The organism is Sinimarinibacterium arenosum (genome assembly GCF_005047655.1).
In the GTDB taxonomy this organism is placed as follows: Bacteria; Pseudomonadota; Gammaproteobacteria; order Nevskiales; family Nevskiaceae; genus Solimonas.
In genome coordinates this window covers 277,162-300,184 of record NZ_SUKF01000006.1, presented here as the reverse complement: position 1 = coordinate 300,184, position 23,023 = coordinate 277,162, and the positions used below count along the sequence as shown (strand labels likewise).

The 23,023-nt window shown below is 61.4% G+C and carries 17 protein-coding genes and 2 pseudogenes; 8 read left to right on the top strand and 11 right to left on the bottom strand.

Going from position 1 to position 23,023, the window contains the following annotated elements; translation table 11 throughout:
* Positions 1–3: 3 nt before the first annotated feature.
* The 7 genes from E4T66_RS14085 to cyoA are packed head-to-tail and all read right to left on the bottom strand — an operon-like array spanning position 4 to position 6,827.
* Entirely contained in the window at positions 4–546 is a 543-nt protein-coding gene (locus tag E4T66_RS14085; RefSeq protein ID WP_136849679.1) for a response regulator transcription factor, read from the bottom strand.
* Positions 530–1,870: an ATP-binding protein gene (locus tag E4T66_RS14080; protein WP_211242929.1), complete on the bottom strand. Its 1,341-nt coding sequence runs from the start codon at positions 1,868–1,870 to the stop codon at positions 530–532. Before E4T66_RS14080 ends, E4T66_RS14085 begins: the two co-directional genes overlap by 17 nt.
* A gap of 23 nt (positions 1,871–1,893) precedes the next feature.
* Positions 1,894–2,634, bottom strand: a complete 741-nt coding sequence (locus E4T66_RS14075; protein ID WP_136849678.1) for an SURF1 family protein — start codon at positions 2,632–2,634, stop codon at positions 1,894–1,896.
* A gap of 12 nt (positions 2,635–2,646) precedes the next feature.
* Positions 2,647–3,069, bottom strand: a complete 423-nt coding sequence (cyoD, locus tag E4T66_RS14070) for a cytochrome o ubiquinol oxidase subunit IV (RefSeq protein WP_136849677.1) — start codon at positions 3,067–3,069, stop codon at positions 2,647–2,649.
* A complete protein-coding gene (cyoC, locus tag E4T66_RS14065) occupies positions 3,066–3,689 on the bottom strand; it encodes a cytochrome o ubiquinol oxidase subunit III (RefSeq protein ID WP_136849737.1) in 624 nt (207 codons plus the stop codon). Before cyoC ends, cyoD begins: the two co-directional genes overlap by 4 nt.
* 20 nt (positions 3,690–3,709) lie before the next feature.
* Positions 3,710–5,716: a cytochrome o ubiquinol oxidase subunit I gene (cyoB, locus tag E4T66_RS14060; protein WP_136849676.1), complete on the bottom strand. Its 2,007-nt coding sequence runs from the start codon at positions 5,714–5,716 to the stop codon at positions 3,710–3,712.
* Positions 5,717–5,741: 25 nt separating this feature from the next.
* Positions 5,742–6,827, bottom strand: a complete 1,086-nt coding sequence (gene cyoA, locus E4T66_RS14055) for a ubiquinol oxidase subunit II (protein ID WP_136849675.1) — start codon at positions 6,825–6,827, stop codon at positions 5,742–5,744.
* Between the two features lie 155 nt (positions 6,828–6,982).
* On the opposite strand from cyoA, the gene E4T66_RS14050 reads away from it, so the two are divergent.
* Positions 6,983–8,314, top strand: coding sequence for an MFS transporter (locus E4T66_RS14050; RefSeq protein ID WP_136849674.1), 1,332 nt, complete (start codon positions 6,983–6,985; stop codon positions 8,312–8,314).
* Positions 8,315–8,341: 27 nt separating this feature from the next.
* On the opposite strand, the gene E4T66_RS14045 is transcribed toward E4T66_RS14050, so the two are convergent.
* The 3 genes from E4T66_RS14045 to E4T66_RS14035 form a co-directional block, all read right to left on the bottom strand.
* Positions 8,342–10,216, bottom strand: a complete 1,875-nt coding sequence (locus E4T66_RS14045; protein WP_136849673.1) for an ABCB family ABC transporter ATP-binding protein/permease — start codon at positions 10,214–10,216, stop codon at positions 8,342–8,344.
* Between the two features lie 239 nt (positions 10,217–10,455).
* On the bottom strand, positions 10,456–11,433 hold the full coding sequence (locus tag E4T66_RS14040) for an NAD(P)H-quinone oxidoreductase (RefSeq protein ID WP_136849736.1): 978 nt from the start codon (positions 11,431–11,433) through the stop codon (positions 10,456–10,458).
* A gap of 144 nt (positions 11,434–11,577) precedes the next feature.
* A complete protein-coding gene (locus E4T66_RS14035; RefSeq protein WP_136849672.1) occupies positions 11,578–13,242 on the bottom strand; it encodes a Na+/H+ antiporter in 1,665 nt (554 codons plus the stop codon).
* Positions 13,243–13,746: 504 nt separating this feature from the next.
* Here E4T66_RS14035 and E4T66_RS14030 point away from each other — a divergent pair.
* Both E4T66_RS14030 and E4T66_RS14025 read left to right on the top strand, forming a co-directional pair.
* Positions 13,747–15,603, top strand: a complete 1,857-nt coding sequence (locus E4T66_RS14030) for a Calx-beta domain-containing protein (RefSeq protein ID WP_169577630.1) — start codon at positions 13,747–13,749, stop codon at positions 15,601–15,603.
* A 302-nt stretch (positions 15,604–15,905) separates the two neighbouring features.
* Positions 15,906–16,853 (top strand): annotated as a pseudogene (locus tag E4T66_RS14025) (ribonucleotide-diphosphate reductase subunit beta); the annotation flags it as partial.
* A 201-nt stretch (positions 16,854–17,054) separates the two neighbouring features.
* Here the strand turns inward: E4T66_RS14025 and E4T66_RS14020 are convergent.
* Positions 17,055–17,753: a hypothetical protein gene (locus E4T66_RS14020; protein ID WP_169577629.1), complete on the bottom strand. Its 699-nt coding sequence runs from the start codon at positions 17,751–17,753 to the stop codon at positions 17,055–17,057.
* A 416-nt stretch (positions 17,754–18,169) separates the two neighbouring features.
* Between E4T66_RS14020 and E4T66_RS21820 the strand changes: the two are divergent.
* The 5 genes and pseudogenes from E4T66_RS21820 to E4T66_RS13995 all read left to right on the top strand — a co-directional run.
* Positions 18,170–18,486 (top strand): annotated as a pseudogene (locus E4T66_RS21820) (ribonucleotide-diphosphate reductase subunit beta); the annotation flags it as partial.
* Between the two features lie 195 nt (positions 18,487–18,681).
* On the top strand, positions 18,682–19,149 hold the full coding sequence (locus tag E4T66_RS14010; protein ID WP_169577628.1) for an outer membrane lipoprotein: 468 nt from the start codon (positions 18,682–18,684) through the stop codon (positions 19,147–19,149).
* A gap of 143 nt (positions 19,150–19,292) precedes the next feature.
* Positions 19,293–19,475 carry a CsbD family protein gene (locus tag E4T66_RS14005; RefSeq protein ID WP_136849667.1) on the top strand — a complete coding sequence of 61 codons (183 nt, stop codon included), beginning with the start codon at positions 19,293–19,295 and terminating at the stop codon, positions 19,473–19,475.
* An 86-nt stretch (positions 19,476–19,561) separates the two neighbouring features.
* Positions 19,562–20,125: a lipid-binding SYLF domain-containing protein gene (locus tag E4T66_RS14000; protein WP_136849666.1), complete on the top strand. Its 564-nt coding sequence runs from the start codon at positions 19,562–19,564 to the stop codon at positions 20,123–20,125.
* 181 nt (positions 20,126–20,306) lie between these two features.
* Positions 20,307–22,961: a PAS domain S-box protein gene (locus E4T66_RS13995; RefSeq protein WP_136849665.1), complete on the top strand. Its 2,655-nt coding sequence runs from the start codon at positions 20,307–20,309 to the stop codon at positions 22,959–22,961.
* Positions 22,962–23,023 lie beyond the last annotated feature (62 nt).

Below are 23,023 nucleotides of genomic sequence, written 5' to 3'. Positions count from 1 at the left end.
TGCCTAGGGCACCCAGCGTTTGGCCAGCTTGCGTGCCAGCGTGCGCCGATGCATGCCGAGGCGGCGTGCGGCTTCGGAGATGTTGAAGTCAGTCTCGGCCAGCATCGCGTGGATGCGCTCCATCTCCAGCGTCTTGATCGAGGTTGGACGCGTGCCGGCCTGCGGCAAGGCGGTATCAGCGGGCTCGTTGTTGAACGCGGCCTCGATATCGTCGGTGTTGGATGGCTTGACCAGGTAATTGCAGGCGCCCAGTTTGATCGCCTCGACCGCGGTCGCAATGCTGGCAAACCCCGTGAGCACGACGATCATCATCTCGGCGTCGTGTGCATTGAGCTGCTGCACCACCGACAGGCCGGACGCATTGCCGAGTTTGAGATCGACCACGGCGAATTGCGGCGATGCCTGTTCCAGCAACGACCGCACTTCGTCGGGGCCGTTGGCCAGCAGCACGCGGTAGTCGCGCCGTTCGAACGAGCGTTTCAGTGTGCGCGCAAAAGCTGCGTCGTCCTCGACGATCAACAGCAGGCGTTCAGCTTGCGGATTCATCGTCTCCCTCGATGGACAGTGCCGACACCGGCAGGAACAAGGATACGACGGCGCCGCCTTCAGGGCTGTTGCCTGCGCTGACCCGGCCGCCCAGCTTGCGCAAGACATTGACGACCAGGAACAGGCCGAGCCCGCCACCGGGACGGCCCTTGGTCGACTGGTACGGCTTGCCGATCTGGCCGAGCATTTCCGGCGCGAAGCCCGGACCGCGATCGCGCACGGTCAGTGACAGCGTGCCGTGATCGCAGAAGATCGCCAGGCCGACCCATTGCGGGGATGCTTCCAGCGCGTTGTCGAGCACGGTATGGATGACCTGCTTGAGCGCGGAGTCCGAGACGATCGGAGAGTCCAGACAGGCCTGCTCGTCGTTGGCTTCTTCGAGCGTGTAGTCCAGATCCTCGACGGGCCGCGAACTGCGCCATTCTTCGACCAGCTCATCGAGAAAGTGACGAAGCGTGGTCAGTTCGGTGGTTTCGCCACGCGCTTCGCCGGCCGACATCAGGATGCCGGTTACGATGCTCTTGCAGCGACGCACTTCGGCTTCCATGTCGGCGATTTCGTCAAGCAACTCGGGGTCCGCGCGGAAGACCGGCATGTGGCGCCAGTCGCCCAGGATGACCGACAAGGTCGACAGTGGCGTTCCGAGTTCGTGTGCGGCGCCGGACGCGAGCAGGCCCATGCGCACGATGTGGTCCTCCTCGGCCGCACGCTGGCGCAGGTTCGCCAGTCGCGCATCGCGCCGCCGCAGGTTGGCGTTGATGCGCGTCATGAAGGTCACCAGCAGCGTCACGTCCATGACGAAACAGATCAGCATGCCGATGATGTGCAGCTGGAACAGATCATCCGGCTGCGGATCGGGCAGCGCCAGCGGCACATAGAAGTGGGTGAGGCCGGCGAAGCAGAGACTGGTCACACCGACCAGCGTCCAGGTCGACCACGCTTCGAGCAGCACCGCGCCCAGCGTGACCTGGATCAGGTACAGGAACACGAAGGGATTGGTGGCGCCGCCGCTCAGATACAACAGGGCGGTCAGGGCGGCGACGTCGACCATCAGGCCGGCCATCAGGTCGCCGTTGCGCACCGGGTGGCGCCGCCGCGGGCGGAACAGGCTGAACAGATTCAGGGCGATCAACCCGCTGATCACCAGTGCCATGTCCAGCAGCGGCAGTGGGATCTGCAGCACCAGATCGACGAAGGTGATCGTGGTGATTTGCCCGAACACGGCAATCCAGCGCAGCTGGATCAGCTGCAGCATGTTCTGCGAGGCAGTTGCCTCGCCGCTGGCGCCCGTACGCAGGTGGGCCATGGAGTAAATGGAGGCCATCAGCGCATCGTAGCGGAAGGGCCTTATTGGTGCCGCAGACGCCACTCGCGCCGCGCGATAATCGCCGCGGCCAAGGCCACCATCGCAGCGAGCCCGTACCAGGTCAGCGCATAGCCGAGGTGGTGATTGCGGAAGTGGATCACGGTCAGCCCGCCAACCGGTCCGCCGGCAACGCTGGCCTCGGCATCGATGAAGTAGGGGGCCGCCTGAGCCGGATCGAGACCGCGCGCCGCTGCGATCTGCGCGACATCGCGTGAGTACCAGCGGTTTGCGACCGGATCGTTATCGCGCAGGAAGCCGCCTTTGGGTTCGCTCAGGCGCAGGCGGCCGACGACCGTCACCGGACCGTCGATCTGCCCGCCGGTGCGTGTTGCGGCTTCGCAGTGCTCTTGATCGACGAAGCCGCGATTGATCAGAACGCGCGTTCCGTCCGTCGTCTGTAGCGGGGTGAGAACCCAGTAGCCGGGGCCCTGCACGGTCACGGCCTGAACACAGGTCTCGCGTGCGTGCTCGAACACGCCGCCCAGAGTGATCCGGCGGTACTCGTCGGCCTTGCCGATCTTGGGCCACTGCGCGGGTGGTGGCGCGGCTTCGGGTTCGGCGGTCTGGTAACGCTCAACCTGCTCGATCAGTTCCAGCTTCCAGGCGCGACGCTGCACCTGCCAGTGACCCAGCGCCATGAAGAGCACGAACAACGCCAGCAGCACGCCGCCGAAAGCCAGCAGGCGTGGGATCGATGACGGTCGGGGCGTCGCCGTGCTCATGCACGCGCCTGCTTATGGCAGGTTCTTCGCCTCATGCACGCTGAGCGGCATCATGTTCTCGTTCATGTGATACATGACCCACAGCGAGCCGGCGAAGGTGATCACGACGAGGATCAGCGTGAAGATCAGCGCCAGCATGTTCCAGCCGCCCTCGGACTGCGTGTTCATGTGCAGGAAGTACACCATGTGCACCAGCACCTGCACCAGCGCGAACGCCAGGACGATGACGACGGTGAGCTGCTTGCTCGGCAGCACTTCTTCCATCACCAGCCAGAACGGGATCGCCGTCAGCACCACCGACAGCAGAAAGCCGGTGAGGTAACCCTTGAAGCTGCCGTGCGCTTCGCCGTGTCCGTCACCGTGACCGTCGTCATGACCATGAAAATTGCGCGTGTCTTCGCCATGCGCGTCGAGATGCGGATTGACGGTGCTCATCGCAGCACTCCCATCAGGTAAACGAAGGTGAAGACGCCGATCCAGATGACGTCGAGGAAATGCCAGAACAGGCTCAGGCAGCTCAGGCGACGGCGGTTCTCGGTGGTGAGGCCGTGCTTGCGCACCTGCGTCATCAGCGTGACCAGCCAGATCAGGCCGAAGCTCACATGCAGGCCGTGCGTGCCGACCAGCGTGAAGAACGCCGACAGGAATGCGCTGCGCTGCGGGCCGGCGCCGATGTGGATCAGGTGGTGGAACTCGTACAGTTCGATGCCGATGAAGCACAGGCCGAACACACCGGTGATCGCGAGCCAGATCAGTGTCATCTGGGTGCGCTTGCGCGCCATCTCCAGCATCGCGAAGCCGTAGGTGATCGACGACAGCAGCAGCATCGCGGTGTTGACCGCGACGATGTCGAGGTCGAACAGGTCCGCCGGTGACGGACCGGCGGCGTAGTTGCTGCCGACCACGCCGTAGATTGCGAACAGCACGGCGAAGATGAGGCAGTCGCTCATCAGGTACAGCCAGAAGCCGAGCATCGTCCCGTTTTCGGGATGATGATCCTCACGGACGATGAACTCGTCTGCGTGCGCGCCGGAGGTTGCGGCGTTAGCGGACATTGCGTGTGTGCTCATGGTCATCAAGCCTGCAGCGTGGCGAGCTGTTGCGTGCGCGCCTGTTCGACACGCGTTACTTCGTCCGCGGGGATGTGATAGTCACGGTTGTAGTTGAAGCTGTGCAGGATTGCTCCGAACACCAGCGACAGGAAGGCCAAGCCGGCCAGCCACCAGATGTGCCAGATCAATCCGAATCCGCAGATCATGCTGATGCCCGCGAGCACGATGCCGGCGGCGGTGTTCTTCGGCATGTGCACCGGCACGAAGTCGGTTTCCGGACGCCGGTAGCCGCGCTGCTTCATATCCCACCACGCATCCTGGTCGTGCACGCGCGGAGTGAAGGCGAAGTTGTAGGCCGGCGGCGGCGACGAGGTCGACCATTCCAGCGTGCGGCCGTTCCACGGATCGCCACTTTCGTCGCGCAGTTCATGACGCCGGCGGATGCTGACGACCAGCTGCACGATGAAGGCGAGGATGCCGAGTCCGACCAGGACACCGCCGACCGCGGCGATCTGGAACCAGATCTGCAGACTGGGATCGGTGAAGTGGCTCATGCGGCGGGTCACGCCCATCAGGCCGAGCACGTACAGCGGCATGAAGGCGAGGTAGAAGCCGACGATCCAGAACCAGAACGAGACCTTGCCCCAGAACTCGTCGAGACTGAAGCCGGTGACCTTCGGGAACCAGAAATTGATGCCGGCGAAGGTGCCGAACACGACGCCACCGATGATCACGTGATGGAAATGCGCGATCAGGAACAGGCTGTTGTGCAACACGAAATCCGCCGGCGGCACCGCCAGCAGCACACCGGTCATGCCGCCGCCGACGAAGGTCAGCATGAAGCCCATCGTCCACAGCATCGGCACGTCAAAGCGGATGCGGCCGCGGTACATCGTGAACAGCCAGTTGAACATCTTTGCCCCGGTCGGGATCGAGATGATCATCGTGGTGATGCCGAAGAACGAGTTCACGCTGGCGCCCGAGCCCATCGTGAAGAAGTGATGCAGCCACACCAGATACGACAGGATCGTGATGCAGACGGTGGCGTAGACCATCGAGCTGTAACCGAACAGGCGCTTGCCGCTGAAGGTCGACACGATCTCGGAGAACACGCCGAAGATCGGCAGGATCAGGATGTAGACCTCGGGGTGGCCCCAGATCCAGATCAGGTTCACGTACATCATGGCGTTGCCGCCGAAATCGTTGGTGAAGAAATTGGTGCCGACGTAACGGTCCATCGTCAGCAGGGCCAGCACCGCGGTCAGGATCGGGAACGCGGCGACGATCAGCACGTTGGTGCACAGCGCGGTCCAGGTGAACACCGGCATCTTCATCAGGCTCATGCCGGGCGCGCGCATCTTCACGATCGTCACGATCAGATTGACGCCGGACAGCAGCGTGCCGACACCGGCGATCTGCAGTCCCCAGATGTAGTAGTCAACGCCGACGCCCGGACTGTAGGCAGCGCCCGACAGCGGCGGGTACGCGAGCCATCCGGTCATTGCGAACTCGCCGATGAACAGCGACAGCATCACCAGCAGGGCGCCGGCGGTGGTCATCCAGAAGCTGAAGTTGTTCAGGAACGGGAACGCGACGTCGCGAGCGCCGATCTGCAGCGGCACCACGTAGTTCATCAGGCCGGTCACGAACGGCATCGCGACGAAGAAGATCATGATCACGCCGTGGGCGGTGAAGATCTGGTCGTAGTGATGCGGCGGCAGATAGCCCATCGAATCGCCGAAGGCGAATGCCTGCTGCGCGCGCATCATGATGGCGTCGGCAAAGCCGCGCAGCATCATGATCAGGCCCAGCACGATGTACATCACACCGATCTTCTTGTGATCGATGCTGCAGAACCAGTCGTTCCACAGCGTGCCCCAGGCGCGCTGCTTGGTGATCCAGGCCAGCACCGCCATGCCGAGCGCCGCGGTGCCGACGAAGGTCCAGACGATGATGGGTTCGTGGTAGGGAATCGAATTCCAGCTCAGGCGGCCGAACAGGAATTGCATGAGGTCGGAGCGGTCTTGCATCTGAGTCATCGGCATCAGAGTGGGATCAGGGTTCCAGGCGTGCGGAGCCGTAGCGGGGACCGCTGGCGGCCGGCGACATTGGCGCCTGCGGGTTCACGGCGCACATCGCCAGCACGTAAGAATCGGCGGGGTTCTCGACATCGCGTCGACGGTCGCGGTCGTAGGTCAGCTGTTTGACGTTGTAGATGCCGGCCAGACCCAGGCCGCCCTGCGCATCGATCGCCATCATGTCGTGCATGCACATCTTGTTGGGGTCGGCACAGAGGTTGACGATGGCATTGAACAGGTCCGGCGCGGCGCTGCCGTAGTGGCGCACGGGTTCACGCTCGCTGGGTTTCTCCAGGCGCAGGTATTCTTCGCGGCTCAGTGCCAGATCGCTGGCGCGGACCTGATCGACCCACTGGTCGAAGTCGTTACCGTTCATGCCCGCGAAGCGGAAGCGCATGTGCGAGAAGCCGTGGCCGCTGTAGTTGGCCGAAAAGCCTTCGTAGTCGCCGGGTGCGTTGATGATCGCGTGCAGCTGGGTCTGCATGCCGGGCATTGCGTAGATCTGGCCCGCCAGCGCCGGCACGAAGAACGAGTTCATCACCGTCGAAGCCGTGATTTCGAAATTGATCGGCACGTCCACCGGCGCCGCCATCTCGTTGACCGAGGCGATGCCGTAGTCCGGATAGAAGAACAGCCATTTCCAGTCCAGAGCCACGACCTGTACGCGCAGGGGCTTCACGTCCGCCGGCAGTTCGCGCTGGGCGTCGATGCGTGCCAGCGGGCGGTAGGGGTCGAGCAGATGCGTGCCGATCCAGGTCAGCGCGCCGAGCGCGATGATGATCAGCAGCGGCGCGGTCCAGATCACCAGCTCGAACGGCGTCGAGTGGTTCCATTCCGGGGTGTAAGTCGCTTCCTTGTTGGTGTGGCGGTAGCGCCAGGCGAACCACACCGTCATCACCATCACCGGGACGACGATCAGCAGCATCAGGATCGTTGAGATGACAATCAGATCGCGCTGCTGTGCGGCGACATCGCCGGACGGACTCATGACGACGGCCTTGCAGCCTGACAGAAGGAGCAGAAGCAGGAGCAACGGCGCTTGGCGTAGCGTTCTTACGGACATGACTCGACGCATATGGACAACCGGGGCGCCACTCTAAGCAGCCGGACCCGAGACCGCGATTGGACGTTTTGTCCTATGTCCGCCGCGCGCCGATCGTGCGATCTTTGCCGCCTGCATATCCTAGTATTCTTCTGCCCATCAGCACCGAGAGCGGAATGTCGACACTATCTTCCTCACCGGCCGCAGCGCCCAGCGGTCACGAACGCCAGACCACGTCCCACGGGCCGGTGGCGCCGGGCGAGATCGCCATCGGCGTGATCATCGGCCGTCTGTCGGAGTTTTTTGACTTCTTTGTTTTCGGCATCGCGTCGGCACTGGTGTTTCCACGGGTGTTCTTTCCGTTTGTCGATGAGCAGACCGCGACGATGTACTCGTTTGCGATCTTCTCGCTGGCGTTTATCGCGCGGCCCTTCGGCTCGCTGCTGTTCCGGGTCATCCACAAGCGCTATGGCCGTGGCACCAAGCTGACGGTGGCGCTGTTCATGCTCGGCACCGCGACCGCCGGCATCGCCTTTCTGCCGACTTACGAAACCATCGGCATGGCTGCCGTCGCGGCGCTGGCATTGCTGCGCGTGGCGCAGGGCCTGGGTATCGCGGGGAGCTGGGACGGTCTGCCGTCGCTGCTGGCGCTCAACGCGCCGGCCGGACGCCGCGGCTGGTACGCGATGATTCCGCAGCTCGGCGCACCGCTGGGCTTTCTGATCGCCGCCGCTCTGTTCGCATACCTGACGATGCAGCTGTCGGAGGCGGACTTCCTGTCGTGGGGCTGGCGCTATCCGTTCTACGTGGCGTTTGCGATCAACGTCGTCGCGCTGTTCGCACGTCTGCGGTTGGTCGCCACCCCCGAGTTCACTCATCTGCTGAAGTCGCTGGAACTGGTGCCGTCGCCGTTGGGCGAGCTGGTGCGCACACAGGGCCGGAACATCGTGCTGGGCTCGATCGCGCCGCTGGGCAGCTTTGCCCTGTTTCATCTGGTCACGGTCTTCCCGCTGTCCTGGGCGACGCTGTTCACCAAGGACAATGTCAGCGAATACCTGCTGGTGCAGGCCTGCGGCGCGGTCCTGGGCACGCTGACGATGCTGACCTCCGGCGTCGTCGCCGATCGTATCGGCCGCCGCGCGACGCTCGCGATCGGCGCCGCGCTGATTGCCGTGTTCAGCCTCGCCGGCATGCTGCCAATGTTCCTGCACGGATCCAAGGTCGGTGCCTATCTGTTCATCGTGTTCGGCTTCGCGCTGCTGGGTTTCACGCATGCGCAGGCTGCCGGCGCGATCAACTCCAGCTTTGCCAGCCGCTACCGCTACAGCGGCGCGGTGCTGACCTCCGACTTCGCCTGGTTGCTGGGTGCGGCGTTTGCCCCGTTGGTCGCCTTGAGCATCGCCGCGCATTTCGGCGTCGGCTACGTCGGTCTGTACCTGCTGTCCGGTGCCGTCGGCACGCTGGTGGCGCTGCTGCTCAGCCGCAATCTGGAAATGCGCGACGACTGAGTTGTCCGGCTGCCCCGATCAACGCGCTCAGGCGCTGGCCGGGGCGGCCGCGATTTCCACATCCTCGGTGCCTTCGTCCGCATCGGCGACCTGCTCGCGTTGCTGGATCGCCCACAACAGCGCGTACGCACCGCCTTTTTCCAGCAGCTCCTCATGGTGGCCGCGTTCGACGATGCGTCCGGCCTCCATCACCAGAATCTGGTCGGCGTCCATCACCGTCGACAGCCGGTGCGCGATGATCAAAGCGGTATGGCCGACCTGGATACGCCGCAGCTCGTCCTCGATGGCCTGCTCTGATTGGGAGTCCAGCGCCGAGGTGGCCTCGTCGAAGATCAGGATTGCCGGATTCTTCAGCAGCGCGCGGGCAATGGCGACACGCTGCTTCTCGCCGCCGGAGAGTTTCAGTCCGCGTTCGCCGACCATCGTCTGATAGCCATCCGGCTGACGTTCGATGAACTCGTGAATCTGCGCTGCGCGTGCGGCCGCTTCAACCTCCGCATCCGTCGCGTCGATGCGACCGTAGCGGATGTTGTACGCGATCGTGTCGTTGAACAGCACGGTGTCCTGCGGAACGATGCCGATTGCCTCGCGCAGCGAAGCCTGAGTGACTGAGCGGATGTCGTGCCCGTCGATCGTGATGCTGCCCTTGCTGACGTCATAGAAGCGATAGAGCAGGCGCGCCAGCGTCGACTTGCCGGAGCCGGACTGGCCGACCACCGCGACCTTGGCGCCCGGTTCGATTTCAAAGTCGATTCCGCGCAGGATCGGTCGCCGCGTGTCGTAGGCGAACTTGACGTTCTCGAAGTGGATCCGCGGCAGCCGGGTTTCCAGGGTCACGGCATCGGCAGCGTCGTGCACCTCGAGCGGCTGGTCGAGCAGGGCGAACAGGCGTTCCATGCTCGTCAACGATTGCTTGACCTCGCGGTACATCATCCCGAGCAGGTTCAGCGGCGCGGACAGCTGCAGCAGGAAGGCATTGATGAGGACCAGATCGCCCAGCGTCAGACTGCCGTCGACGACGCCTGCCGCGGCACGCCACATGATCGCGGTGATGCCGAGCGCGATGACCAGGGTTTGACCGAGGTTGAGCACCGCAAGACTCGCGGTTGACTTGACCCGCGCGTCTTCCAGGTGTCGCAGATGGCTGTCGAAGCGTCGCACCTCATGGGATTCGTTATTGAAATACTTGACCGTCTCAAAGTTCAGCAGCGAGTCGACTGCACGTTCGTTGGCGCGCGTATTGGCTTCAACCTCGGCGCGGAAAAATCGCGTACGCCATTCGGTCACTGCCACCGTCCACACGCCATAGGCCGCCAGAATCGCCAGCGTGATCAGCGCGTAGTCCCAGCCGTAGGCCCAGACCAAAGCCGCAGTGACGAGCAGGATCTCGACCGAGGTGGGGACGATCGAATAGAGCGCCCAGTCCAGCAGGTCGGATACGGCCGCGCCGCCGCGTTCGATGTCGCGCGCCACGCCGCCGGTTCTGCGCTGCAAGTGAAAGCGCATCGACAGCGATTGCAGGTGCCGGAACACCCGCAGGGTGATATCGCGCGAAGCCCGTGCCATGACCCGGGCGAAGATCACCTGGCGCAGTTCGGTGAACAGCGAGACACCCACGCGCGCCGCGCCGTATGCGAGCAGGATGGACACCGGTATCGCCAGCAAGCCGGATTCGACGTCGAGCCGGTCGACGATCTGTTTCAGCGCGACCGGAACGTACAGATTCGCGAGCTTGGCCAGCAGCACCATCGCCAGTGCGCCCGCGATTCTGCCGCCGTAGGGTTTAAGCCAAGGGATGAATTCGCGCAGGACCTGCCAGTCGCTGCGGGTCGTTGGGGAGTGTTCGGCCAGTACAGCGGGGTCTGGATGAAGGCTGCTCTCGACACTGGAAGTTTGTGTCATGGCTACCGGGCGGCTCGTTCCGCGATAAACCGGCCAAGGATGTTGCTGAGGCCGACGGAAGATTGTAAGGCCGGCACGCTCGGTGTGGGACGTCTGACATCGGGCGCCAGGGGCCGCCCATCGGGCAGGCAATGCCCGCTTCCAAGCGGGCGTCCAGTCCGGCTGGACGGCCATTGACGAGCCGGCCATCCGGTCGCCACGACAGCCCTGAATAGGGCTGACTCGGGTGTGGAGAGAGGCTAGAGCGTGAGCACGATTTTGCCGATATGCGTGCTGCTCTCCATCAGTCGGTGTGCGTCCGCGGCCTGCGCCAGCGGAAAGGTCTGGTGGATCACCGGTTTGATCTTGCCCGCGTCAATCAGCGGCCAGACGCGCTCACGCAACGCGTGGGCAATCTGCGCCTTGTAGGCATCGGATCGCGGGCGCAAGGTCGAGCCGGTCACCGTCAGACGCCGCATCAGGATTTGTGCCAGCGGAATTTGCGCCGTGGTACCGCCCAGCACGCCAATAAGCACGAGCCGGCCGTCGTCGGCCAGACAGGCAATCTCGCGCGCCACGTATTCGCCGCCGACGATGTCGAGGATGACATCCACCCCGCGACCGTCGGTGTATTCGCGCACGGCTTTGGAAAAGTCCGCCTCGCGATAGTTGATCGCGCGCTCGGCGCCGAGCGCTTCGCAGGCCCGCACCTTGTCGTCGCTGCCGGCGGTGGCGAACACGCAATGGCCCAGCGCATGCGCGATCTGGATCGCGGTCACGCCAATGCCACTGCTGCCGCCCTGAACCAGCAGCGTCTCGCCGGCACCCAGCTGTCCGCGTTCGAACACATTGCTCCACACGGTGAAACAGGTTTCCGGCAACGATGCGGCCTCCGCATCGGACCAGTCCTTGGGTGCGGGCAGACAGTTCGAGGCTGGCGCGCAGCAGTACTCGGCATAACCGCCGCCGTGCACCAGCGCACACACCCGCTCGCCGAGCTTGAAGCCGCTGTCGCCGACGTCGCCGCCGACGATCGTGCCTGCCACTTCCAGCCCGGGCAGGTCGGAGGCATCCGCCGGTGCGCGATACAGCCCCATGCGCTGCAGCACGTCCGGGCGATTGATGCCGGCGGCGTGAACCTGAATCAGCACTTCCCCCGGTCCCGGCACCGGCACTGCGCGTTCGCACAGACGCAAGACATCGGCGGCGCCGGGCTGAGAAATCTCAATCGCCTGCATCGTGCTCATTCCGAGGCTCCTGCTCGCAACAACATTAAAGGGGGCGACACGGTACGGTGCCGCATCGTTTTGCGTGAATTAGCGCGGTGGACCATAGCGGAAGCGGCAGCCTGCCGCGACCGCGACCGCGACCGCGACCGCGGCTTACGGCGCAGAGCCGTTGCCGCTCTGCAGTGCCAGCCGGAAGCGCTCGTCCAGCAGATCGATCTCGCGCACCAGCTTGCGCGAGACTTCATCGGAGAGCTGATTGCGGCGCGCCAGATCGAAGATGGTGTCGCGTTCCGCCGCCAGTGCGGCAAGCCGCAGTTCGCGCTCGGCCCGGTCGGCGCGGCGCAGGCGCGCAGCGTCGACACCGGTCGCCGGCTCGGTATCGATCAGCCGCTGATAGCTGGCGATGACCCGCGTCGCCGCGCTGGTGTACAGCTCGGCATCGGAGGCATCCAGTTCCAGCCGCTGGAGCGCGCGCTCCACGGCTTCGACCGCGGCATGCGCGGCGCGTCTGCGTGCATGTTCTTCGTCCGACTCCGCCTCATCGGCCGCCGGGACCGCCAGATGACGCAGCACGCGCGGCAGGCCGAATGCCGCCGTCAGCAGCGAAAACAGGATCACCGCCGCAGCCAGAAACACCGACAGCTCACGCGCCGGGAACGGACTGCCGTCGGGCAGCGCCAGCGGCAGCGTCAGCACACCGGCCAGGGTGAGTGCGCCACGCACGCCGGCCATCGAGATCGCCAGCACCATGCGCCACTGTGGCGCGCGCATGCGCTCACCGCGCAGGCTGGCGCGGAACAAGGTCCAGCGCAGCGACGTCCATACCCAGACGAAGCGCAGCACCGCCAGTCCCAGACTGAGCCCCAGCGCGTAGACCGCCAGCCACGCCGGGTGCGAGCCCATCTCGCGGACGGACGAGATCGCGTCCACCAGAATCCACGGCAGCTGCTCGCCGAGCAGCACGAACACGATGCCGTTCAAGGCGAACTGCGCCGTGTCCCATACGGCTGCGCGTTGCACGCGTGTGGTCGCCAGCGCGCGGCCGGTTAACTCCACATAGCTCATCGTGATGCCAGCGGCGACCGCGGCGAGAATGCCGGACGCACCCAGATGCTCTGCTGCCAGATAAGCGCCGAAAGGCGTCAGCAGATTCAACAGAATCGGCGAGCCGCTTTCCTCTCCGAAGCGTCGCGACAGCCAGCGCTGCGCCAGGCTGATGCCGAAGGTTACGCCGGAGCCGATGGCCAGCCCGCCGATCGCCAGCCACAGAAACGTCAGCGATGCCGCGCCCAGCGAGAAGCCGCCCGTTATCGCCGCCGCCACGGCGAAGCGGAACGCCACCAGGCCGGACGCATCGTTGAGCAGCGACTCGCCTTCGAGGATATGCATCATCCGCTTGGGGATCGGTGTGCGCGCCGCGATCGAACTCACCGCCACCGGATCGGTCGGCGAGACGATCGCTGCCAGCGCAAACGCCACCGGCAGCGGCATGCCCGGAATCAGCCAGTGAATCAGGAAGCCCGCACAGACCACCGTAAACAGCACCAGACCCAGTGCCAGTTCCAGGATCACCGTCCTGTCGCGGAACAACCCGGTCTTGGGAATGCGCCAGCCGTCGAGGAACAACAGCGGCGGCAGAAACAGCAGGAAGAACAGGCCGGGGTCCAGCGCAACGCCGCGTTTGAACCCGCCGGCAATGACTGCCCCGAGCCCGATCTGCACCAACGGTAGCGGAATCGACATCGGCAGGGTCCGCACCAGATAGCCGCTGACCACCACGGCGAGCAGCATCGCCAGAACGACTTCAATCGAGTGCATGCCGGGATGACGCGCGAGGGGAGATCAATAGGGCGGAGAGTGCAGCATCGGGGATTGCTGGGAGGGGCGTCAACATGTAACTGCCGGCCTCCTCAAGGAGTGGAAAGCGATGAGTCTGGAGCGATCAATCGGTTACGCCAAAATCGAAGCGTGCCACTTGGCTTCGTCGTTTAATTGGCGAGCGGCGTTACGAAAGAGCGCAAATTCTCTTCTGGAAGTCGAATGTCTAGAGAGCATTTTCTGCAGAAAAAGTCTTCGAGCTGAGGGGTGATGAACGAGTAGGAAAATGACGATATCGAGCCCTGATTAACATTCCTATAATTTCAACCGCAAATACATAAATACAAAGGGAGGGTCGAGATGCGATCCGGAATATTTGTCTTTGCAATAGTGGGATTGTTTCATCTCGGAACAGCAGTAGCTCTATCGCCGGGAAACTTTCTTGGACCGGCAAAGAGGTTTCATGCTGAAACGGAGTACGACGTTATAAGACCAAACGTCGCGATGTCCTCAACCGGAGATGCCGCGGTCGTTTGGTCCGAATTGCCCCGAAATGGGGCTTCGGGCTTGAGTGGTGCGTATATTCGTTTTTATGCGCCGGGAGGCTCCCCTCGAGGGGATCAGCAAGTGCTTTATTACCCAGCGGCCGGTGCGTACTACTCCGATGTCGATGTTGGCATCGATGACACAGGCACTTCGACTGCTGTGTGGATACAGGAGTCGGGAATCGACGTTTCCTTTACTAGGATTCAGTACCGTCGTTATTCGAAAGACGGGATGTCGCTCGGTCCGGAAATTAGCGTCGATCTTGGAAAATCATATGCCTCTGGCATCAAGATCGCGGTGTCTCCGAATGGGCAAGCGCTTGTTGTTTGGACGAACTCCGGAACGAGTGCGCATATCAGTGCCGTCAGGATACAGGCGGACGGTGCCGTTACGACCGCACCGTTTGACGTCGCCGTCCTCGCACCCGCCGACGGAATCTCTTATTCCTCAGTTGCGATGAACGCAGATGGCACTGCGATCGTTGCATGGGGTGTTGATGGCAATATTTTCTCCAGAACCATCAGCGCAAATGGCGCAATGGGTGCAATCGTTCAAGTCAATCAGACGGCTGCGGTCTATCGCCCCGATGTCGATATCGATGCTAGTGGCCGATACACCGTCACTTGGACCGGAGATTCGAGCAACCACATCATGCGCAGGCGCTACAGCCCAAACGGGACGCCGTTGGAGGATGAATTTGAGGTTTATGCGGGCAGTTCACGGAATCCTTCGATTGGGCTGGACAATGATGGTGATGCTGTGATCGCTTGGGAAGCCGGCAACTACGCAAGGTGTTTTGCACAGTACTTTGATCAAGACGGAGCACCGAGCGCAGCCGGAATTGTTGTTGCTGAGTCGAGCACGCAGGTTGTTGACTCGCCAGAGGTTGCAGTGGACTCTGACGGCGATCCGGTTTTCGTGTGGCAATACACGCTGCTTGACGGCGGCAGCGGTCAGCGTGAGGGATATTTTCGACGGGCTGTCGGCCCTGAGAGCGTCGATCTCCGAATGACCGTTTCAGATGACCTCGTTGAATCGTTGGGTGGCAATAGTTCGTCTTATCTGGTTTCTGTAAGAAACGCACATCCGGTGAGCAGTAGCGGAGTAGGTCAAGCCGCTGGTGTTGTTGCGAACGTGATGCTTCCTGATGGGCACTCCCTTTTCAGCTCGCAAACTACAGGTTGGCAATGTTCGGGGACGCAGGAAATCACATGTAGTCTGAGTGAGCCTCTCTCCGCTGGCGCCTCACAGCAGCTGACTTTTGATGTCATCAGGCCCGATCTCGCTTGCGACAACGTCGAAATGAGTGCCGTGGTTGATAGTGATCAATACGAAACAGACACGGCGAATAACGGCGCTGCTGATTCAACGTTGGTCGCCAAACCGGGCTTGGTAGAATTCGCGCGCCCGACGCAGACGGCTTCGGAAGCAACCTCGCCGTTGATGATCGACCTTGTTCGTTCAAATGGTTGCCTGGGTGGAGTGAGTGTCACGTACAGCTCAAAAGGTATTGATGCCACGCCAGGCATTGATTTTTCTGGGAGTGGGACGGTGACGTTTGCGAGCGGCGTCATGCAGCTCGCTATTCCCGTTCAAATCATCAATGACTCGGAAACCGAGCAGCCGGAAACTTTCTCGGTTGCCCTTGAGTCAACTTCAAACGGAGCTGAAATCGGGAGCCAAGATGGCATCAATGTGCAAATTGCTGACGATGATGGAGGTAGTTCCGGGGGCGGTGCATTCCCTATCGGTTCATTACTGATGCTACTCGCCGCGGCGTTAAGACCCAAACACAGAAAAGGTCCACTGAATTAAATGGCGTTACCGGCTTGTGCAAGAACAACGGGATGAACAGGTGTGGTGCCGGAGGCGGCGTCTCCAGCTCTCCAGAAGGGCAATGACAGTTGATGCATTGACCTGCATCAGTCGGTGTTGTGGGGTGGATTGACTAAGGTCTTCAGGATTCACCGCTGCGGCGGTCAGTTCTCCGTATTCCATTCGAGCCTTGTTCAATGCCCCTGACTGAAGCTGCGCTGTCGTTTTCCGATGTTCCCTTGGGCGTCATCAATGCGCCGGAGCCGACGACCAATGCCGAGGCGGGGCTCGGCAGTCTGGGGCGACACCAGTGGGCGTGGCAGAAGTATCAGGACGGTTGCGCGAATCACTGGATGCCGCAGGAGATCAACATGGCGGCGGACATCGCGCTGTGGAACGATCCCAAGGGTCTGACTGAGGACGAGCGTCGCATCGTCAAGCGCAATCTGGGTTTCTTCTCGACGGCGGATTCGCTGGCGGCGAACAACATCGTGCTCGGCACCTACCGCCACATCACCAGTCCGGAATGCCGGCGCTATCTGTTGCGGCAGGCGTTTGAAGAAGCGCTGCACACGCACGCCTACCAGTACATCATCGAAAGTCTCAGCCTCGACGAGGGTGAGATCTTCAACATGTACAACGAGATTCCGAGCATTCACGACAAGGCGGCGTTCCTGCTGCCGTTCATCCAGACGCTGACGGACCCGACCTTCAAGACCGGAACGCCAGAGAACGACCAGCGGTTGCTGCGTTCGCTGATCGCGTTCGCCTGCATCATGGAAGGCCTGTTCTTCTACGTGGGTTTCGTGCAGATCCTGGCGCTGGGGCGGCGCAACAAGATGGTCGGTGCTGCCGAGCAGTACCAGTACATCCTGCGTGACGAGTCGATGCATCTGAACTTCGGCGTCGATCTGATCAACCAGATCAAGCAGGAGAACCCGCATCTGTGGACGCCGGAATTCCGCGCGGAGATTCGCAGCCTGATGGAACAGGCGGTGGAGCTGGAATACCGCTACGCGATCGACACGATGCCGCGTGGCGTGTTGGGGCTAAATGCGGAGATGTTCTCCGAATATCTGCGCTACATCGCGAACCGCCGCTGCGCGCAGATCGGTCTGGACGAGCCATATCCCGGCGCGGGCAATCCGTTCCCGTGGATGAGCGAGCTGATCGATCTGAAGAAGGAAAAGAACTTCTTCGAAACCCGCGTCACGGAATACCAGACCGGCGGGGCGCTCAGCTGGGACTAGCGCTTCGACATTGGATCGCGGGAAAACGCTCAGCCTTGAGTGCGGCTGAGTCTTCAACGGATCTCAATGTGCCCGCCCCGGTGGTTCCGGAGGATTTGGCTGCGATGACGAGTGCATAAGGTGCGCCGTTTGCAGACGCTCCAGGGCACTCACTTTGAACAACTGGATCGCGTCACGCCGGTGTCCAGTGCCGAGGTTCAATCAAAGCAATCCGCCATTCTCGCAAAGCGCAAATACCTCAACGACGGCAGGATCGGTTCGCAGCCCTGGGGCAGCGAACTCGATCTCCACGTTGTCAAACGGTTGCGTCGCTTCAAAGTAAACGTACGTTTGGGGCAGCGACGAATCGTCGCTGGGCGGCATGTCGGCACGTTTGAGGTCGCCCTCGATCAGCCCAAGTGCCGAGCCAATCTGCGCGCGTTCATCGCCCACCAGGGCGAATGAGCTGTAGGTGCGAATACGCACTGTTGTCCAACTCACGATGCCGCTCGGATCCTGGGGAAGGCGAATAAAGGCCCCAGGTTTGCTGCCGGGCCCGCCACCATAGAAGAACACCGTTGATGAGCGGATCGTCGCTCCGCCCTCATCAGGCGATGCCAGGACCGTTACCGTCGCGGCGCTATGGAAATCACCATCGGCTGCTGCTTCGACATTGTCGATCTTGCAGCCGAAGCAGCTGATGGCGATTTGCGCCGACGCATCGCCCAGAGGATCGCAGTAGACAGGTAATCCGCTCACCTTTCCTCGCTGCGTATCGTCTTCGCAGGCGGCGAGTCCAATCACGGCGCACAGCAGAAACACACGCGTCCATCGCTTCGAATCACATTCAGTGAAGCGCCCGTACCCGAGGCTGGAGTCACCATCTGTTCTTTGCAGTCTCATGATTCGCAACACCCGCATAGCGGGCTCCTCCCTTATTGTCCGTATAAGTCTGTGCCAATTCTGGGGAGCTGCGCAATGGCCGGATCAGGAGTGCAGAGCGATCATCGAGCACCTGGCGATGCTCCGATTTATCGAGCGATGGCTTGTGTCGAGTCGAGGGAGCGGTTGGCCCTCGATTCAAGCTGATGGCGGCGCAGCGGGATGGGTTCGGTCTGATGCGATGCCCAAGCGTGCGAAGGACAAGTGCCGCTAGGCGCCGGCGTGCGCGTCGGCCAGTGCGGGTAGTTCACGTGTGGCGATCTGGCGCGCGTCGTCGGCCGCGACGCCCAGTGCGCGCAGGGTCAGTTCGGCGGCATCCGCGCCGGCATCGCGCCAGGTCCGGACAGCAGCTGGTCGGACTGAATCGTGAATCGGCCGGACTCAACGCCCTGCATCAGAACCCGCATCTGTGGACAGCGGAGTTCCGGGCCGAGATTCGCAGCCTGATGGAACAGGCGGTGGAGCTGGAATACCGCTACGCGATCGACACGATGCCGCGGGCGTGCTGGGCCTGAACGCCGAGATGTTCTCAGAGTACCTGCGCTACATCGCGAACCGCCGCTGTGCGCAGATCGGTTTGGATGAGCCGTATCCCGGTGCGGGCAAGCCGTTCCCGTGGATGAGCGAGCTGATCGATCTGAAGAAGGAAAGGAACTTTTTCGAACCCCGCGTCACGGAATATCAGACCGGCGGTGCGTCGACCTGGGATTGATCTTGCTGATGTCGGTCGTCGTAGGAAAAGAAGACCCAGATTCTTCTGGGTCTTCTTTTTTGAAGGCCAACTCAATGCTGATTTTCACGCTTTGCTGCGACAAGGTTGATGTTCGTCGATTTGAAATGTGTGATAGCGAACAGACGGTCTGCCGCAGCTAGAGGACTCTACTGTGAGGTTGACAGTGGAGTGGTCATGAAAAAAATCAAACTGATGATGGTGGCCACGGCCATCGCATGTCTCGGTGGCTGCGCCGGATATCCTGCTTCGACGAGCAATTCGCAAAGCGGCCCCTATGTGGTCAATCAGCAGCCGGCGTATCGCAGTAACACCTGCGCGGACTGCGGCACGGTCAATTCGGTGACGGCACGCGAGGTCGCAGGCCAGCCGAATATCGCTGGCGCAGTGATAGGCGCGATCATTGGCGGTGTTGCGGGTAACCAGTTCGGCAAGGGCCGCGGCAACACCGCTGCAACGGCAGGCGGTGCAGTTGTTGGTGGCGTTGTCGGCAGCCAGGTTTCCAAGACTGACAGTTCAACCGTCTACGACATCGTCATCCGCATGGACAACGGCACCCTGCAGACGCAGACGGTGGCGGCTACAGGCGGATTGCGTTCGGGAAGCCGCGTGCGTGTCTCGGGTGATCAAATCACCCCGATGTAATCCTTTGGCGGCCAGTAGGAAGGGCCCAAGGGAGCGACCAAAAATCGTGCTCTTGAGGCGTTCCAACCATTCGGCCCTCAATATCCAACGAAGTAGAACGGTTTCCTTTTGCACTGCATTCAATCGAGACGGAGCATTCACTCATGAACAAAGACAAGGTCAAAGGTCAGATCAAGCAAGCGAAAGGCAAGATCAAGGAAGCTGCCGGAAAGATCGTCGGCGACAAGACGATGGAAACCAAGGGCAGGATTCAGAACGCCACCGGCAATATCCAGGAAGGTTACGGCGATCTCAAAGCAGGCATGAAGAAAGATCTCGAGACATAAAAACAGAACCCATCCAGACAGGCTATTCCTCAAGTGCACGCGCACAACCGATTGGCCCGTCTTCAAGTCATCTTACGGAGTACGTAATGAACAAGTTCAAAAATAGCGTTGGCGGAGCAGTCTTTGTGACCGCTGCCACCCTGTGCATAGCCCTGTTCACCGGCGCCGTCAATGCTGCCACGGCGGAAGACCTGAACAAGGATGCCCAGCATTCGCTGGAAGTCCTGTATTCGGGGAGTCCGATCGCGAAGGACATTTCAAAGAGTGCCAAGGCTGTGCTGGTGTTCCCCAATATCGTCAAGGCCGGACTGATTTTCGGTGGCGCTTATGGCGAGGGTGTCTTGCTGAAAGGCTCGACCGCCGTTAACTACTACAACTCGGTATCGGCGTCCTGGGGCCTTCAGGCTGGCGCACAGTCCTATGGCTACGCGGTATTCCTCATGAGTGCGAAGGCTCTCGAGTTTCTCGACAGGTCGGATGGCTGGGAGCTGGGCGTCGGACCCACGGTCGTCGTGGTCAATGAGGGTATGGCCAAGAATCTTTCGACCTCTACGCTAAAAGATGATGCTTACGCGTTCATCTTCGATCAACAAGGTCTGATGGCGAGCCTGAGCATTGAAGGCACGAAAGTATCCCGTATCAAGCGGTGATCTGAAGCCATTCTCGAAACAGCCGCAATGATCGACGCGATCCATGACATTCATCGGTTTGGCCCAATGAATAGAAAAAGCCGCCGGTGACTGTTTGGCTGCCGAACTGTCGTCGTTTGGCCTGCGCGAGCAGGTTATCCAGTGGTGATGTGTCCAATGGATCGAAGTGCCAGATAGCGCAATGAATCAAACCTCTATAGAGGCTTCAGAGCTACGCTACCGGCGGCTGTTCGAGTCGGCGCAGGACGGCATTCTGATTCTGGACGGCAAGACCGGCGCGATTGTCGATGCCAATCCGTTTTTGACTGAAAAAATCGGTTACAGCCGCGAGGAATTGCTCGGAAAGATGCTGTGGCAGATCGGCGCCTTTGTGGATATCGAGGCGGCCAAGAAAGCGTTCGTCGAATTGGAGCATCAGGGTTACATCCGCTACGAGGATCTGCAGCTGCGCAGGAAGGACGGCAGCTTGATGGACGTCGAGTTCGTCAGCAATGCCTACGATGTTGGCGGCGACCGCGTCTACCAGTGCAACATCCGCGATATCACTGAGCAATACATGCTCAGAGAGGCTCTGGCTTCGCAGGAGCTGCGCTACCGCCGGTTGTTTGAGGCGGCTCAGGACGGCATCCTGATTCTGGATGGCAAGACCGGTGCGATTGTCGATGCCAATCCGTTTTTGACTGACAGCATCGGCTATGGCCGCGAGGAATTGATCGGAAAAATGCTGTGGCAGATTGGCGCCTTCGTGGATATCGGAGCCGCCAAGAACGCGTTCTCAGAGCTGGAACGTAAGGGCTACATTCGCTACGAAGATCTACAGCTGCGCAGGAAGGACGGCAGCTTGATGGACGTCGAGTTCATCAGCAATGCCTACGATGTTGGCGGGGTCCGCGTTTATCAGTGCAACATCCGCGATATCACTGCGCGTTGTCAGCTTGAAGGTGCGACCCGAGCGGCAGAGGCACGTTTTCGTGCGCTGATCGAGAATGTGGCGGATCTCATTGCCGTGCTGGCGCCTGACGGCGCGATCCGCTTTATCAGTCCGTCGGTCCGCCAGATTGCTGGCTTCGAGCCGTCGGAATGCATCGGGCGCGGCTTTGCTGATTTTATTGAAGCCAGTGATCTGCCCGCGGCCAAAAGTCTGGTGGACAGGCTGCTGAAAAGCACCGGTGAGCCTGTGCAATATGCGTTGCGCCACCGGCACAAGAGCGGTGTCACCATCGATATGGAAGGTTTGGCGCGCTATCTGCCGAATGAGCCGGGCATCAACGGTATCGTCGTCACGCTCCGTGACGTGACGCTGCGCAACCAGTGGGAAGATGAGCTGCGCGATTCGAAGCGGCTCATCGAAGGGATATTGAACGCCATTCCAGTGAGAGTGTTCTGGAAAGACAGCAATCTTGTATACCTCGGCTGCAACGCGCCGTTTGCACAAGATGCTGTATTTGCCGATCCGCAACAGCTCATTGGCAGGGACGACTACCAGATGGGGTGGCACGAACAGGCAGAGCTGTACCGCAATGATGACCGGGCGGTCATTGAAAGTGGCCTTGCCAAGAATCTCATCGAGGAGCCGCAAACGACGCCGGGCGGTGAGGTCATCACGCTGCTCACAAGCAAGTTACCGCTCCGCGACGAGCAGGGGCGGGTTGTTGGCGTTCTCGGTACCTATATGGACATCACTGAGAGCAAACAGCAGGGCATTGCATTGGCGCGCAAGGTTCGTGCGCTCAAGGCATTGAGTGCAGGCAACAGCGCTCTGGTGCATGCGGAGAATGAAGAGCAGCTTTATGCGGACATGGTACGCGCGGTGGTGGAGAGCGGAGGCTACCGCATGGCCTGGGTTGGCCTGTTGGAGCCGGGCGAGGGTTCTCCAATCCGACCGGTTGGAGTGTTCGGCGACGATACGGGCTACGTGCCCACGATGCAGATCAGCTGGAGCGATTCCTTACTCGGCGGAGGTCCGATGGGGCAGTGCGCGCGCTCAGGTCAGCCGATTGTGAGCCGGGATATCGACTCTGATCCTGCCATGGCGCCGTGGCGAGACAAAGCGCTGGCGGCAGGGTTTGCCGCAGCCGCGGCGTTTCCATTGAAGGACGGCGATCGGGTCTTTGGCGCGCTGGCCATATATGCCACCGACACGTTGGCATTTGATGACGATGAACTCGCGTTGTTGAACGAGATGACGGACGATCTGGCCTATGGCGCGCTGAACCTGAGGGCTGGGGTGCTGCACGCAGAGAATCTACGGCAGCTTGGACGCAGCATGGAGTCGACGGTGGCGGCACTCGCCAGCACGGTCGAGATTCGCGATCCGTATACCGCCGGACATCAACGCCGGGTGGCTGAGATTGCAGTCAGTATTGGAGCGCTGCTTGGACTGCCGGAACATCAGCTGCAGGGGCTCGATTTCGCGGCGACGATCCATGACATTGGCAAACTCAGCATTCCCGCCGAGATATTGTCCAAGCCCAGCAGGCTCACTGCCATTGAATATGCCCTGGTCCAGGGGCACGCAGAAGCTGGCTTCGAGATCGTGAAGGACATCGACTTTCCGTGGCCGGTCGCGGAGATGATCCGCCAGCACCACGAGCGCGAGGACGGCAGCGGCTATCCGCGGGGCCTCAAAGGCGAGCAGATATTGCTCGAAGCAAAGATTCTCGCCGTCGCTGATGTGGTTGAGTCGATCAATTCACACCGACCGTATCGCCCAGCCAGGGGCATCGATGTGGCACTGGATGAAATTTACAGAGGTCGGGGCACACTGTATGACGCTGAGGTCGCGGATGTGTGCCTCAAGCTTTTCAGGGAGCGCGGCTACAAGATCCCGGATTGAGCACTCACACCACCGTCGAGGTGAGCCCTGCATCGGGGGTTTACGGAATGTGGCGTCGGCGA

Bases quoted from the DNA above. Each gene is read 5' to 3' on its own strand.
- E4T66_RS14045 (WP_136849673.1), bottom strand. From the start codon at position 10,216: ATGACACAAACTTCCAGTGTCGAGAGCAGCCTTCATCCAGACCCCGCT.
- cyoC (WP_136849737.1), bottom strand. From the start codon at position 3,689: ATGTCCGCTAACGCCGCAACCTCCGGCGCGCACGCAGACGAGTTCATC.
- E4T66_RS14005 (WP_136849667.1), top strand. From the start codon at position 19,293: ATGAACAAAGACAAGGTCAAAGGTCAGATCAAGCAAGCGAAAGGCAAG.
- E4T66_RS14030 (WP_169577630.1), top strand. From the start codon at position 13,747: ATGTCCTCAACCGGAGATGCCGCGGTCGTTTGGTCCGAATTGCCCCGA.
- E4T66_RS14010 (WP_169577628.1), top strand. From the start codon at position 18,682: ATGAAAAAAATCAAACTGATGATGGTGGCCACGGCCATCGCATGTCTC.
- E4T66_RS14075 (WP_136849678.1), bottom strand. From the start codon at position 2,634: ATGAGCACGGCGACGCCCCGACCGTCATCGATCCCACGCCTGCTGGCT.
- E4T66_RS14020 (WP_169577629.1), bottom strand. From the start codon at position 17,753: ATGCGGGTGTTGCGAATCATGAGACTGCAAAGAACAGATGGTGACTCC.
- cyoD (WP_136849677.1), bottom strand. From the start codon at position 3,069: ATGAGCACCGTCAATCCGCATCTCGACGCGCATGGCGAAGACACGCGC.
- E4T66_RS14000 (WP_136849666.1), top strand. From the start codon at position 19,562: ATGAACAAGTTCAAAAATAGCGTTGGCGGAGCAGTCTTTGTGACCGCT.
- E4T66_RS14050 (WP_136849674.1), top strand. From the start codon at position 6,983: ATGTCGACACTATCTTCCTCACCGGCCGCAGCGCCCAGCGGTCACGAA.
- E4T66_RS14040 (WP_136849736.1), bottom strand. From the start codon at position 11,433: ATGCAGGCGATTGAGATTTCTCAGCCCGGCGCCGCCGATGTCTTGCGT.
- E4T66_RS14080 (WP_211242929.1), bottom strand. From the start codon at position 1,870: ATGGCCTCCATTTACTCCATGGCCCACCTGCGTACGGGCGCCAGCGGC.
- cyoB (WP_136849676.1), bottom strand. From the start codon at position 5,716: ATGCAAGACCGCTCCGACCTCATGCAATTCCTGTTCGGCCGCCTGAGC.
- E4T66_RS14085 (WP_136849679.1), bottom strand. From the start codon at position 546: ATGAATCCGCAAGCTGAACGCCTGCTGTTGATCGTCGAGGACGACGCA.
- E4T66_RS13995 (WP_136849665.1), top strand. From the start codon at position 20,307: ATGAATCAAACCTCTATAGAGGCTTCAGAGCTACGCTACCGGCGGCTG.
- E4T66_RS14035 (WP_136849672.1), bottom strand. From the start codon at position 13,242: ATGCACTCGATTGAAGTCGTTCTGGCGATGCTGCTCGCCGTGGTGGTC.
- cyoA (WP_136849675.1), bottom strand. From the start codon at position 6,827: ATGTCCGTAAGAACGCTACGCCAAGCGCCGTTGCTCCTGCTTCTGCTC.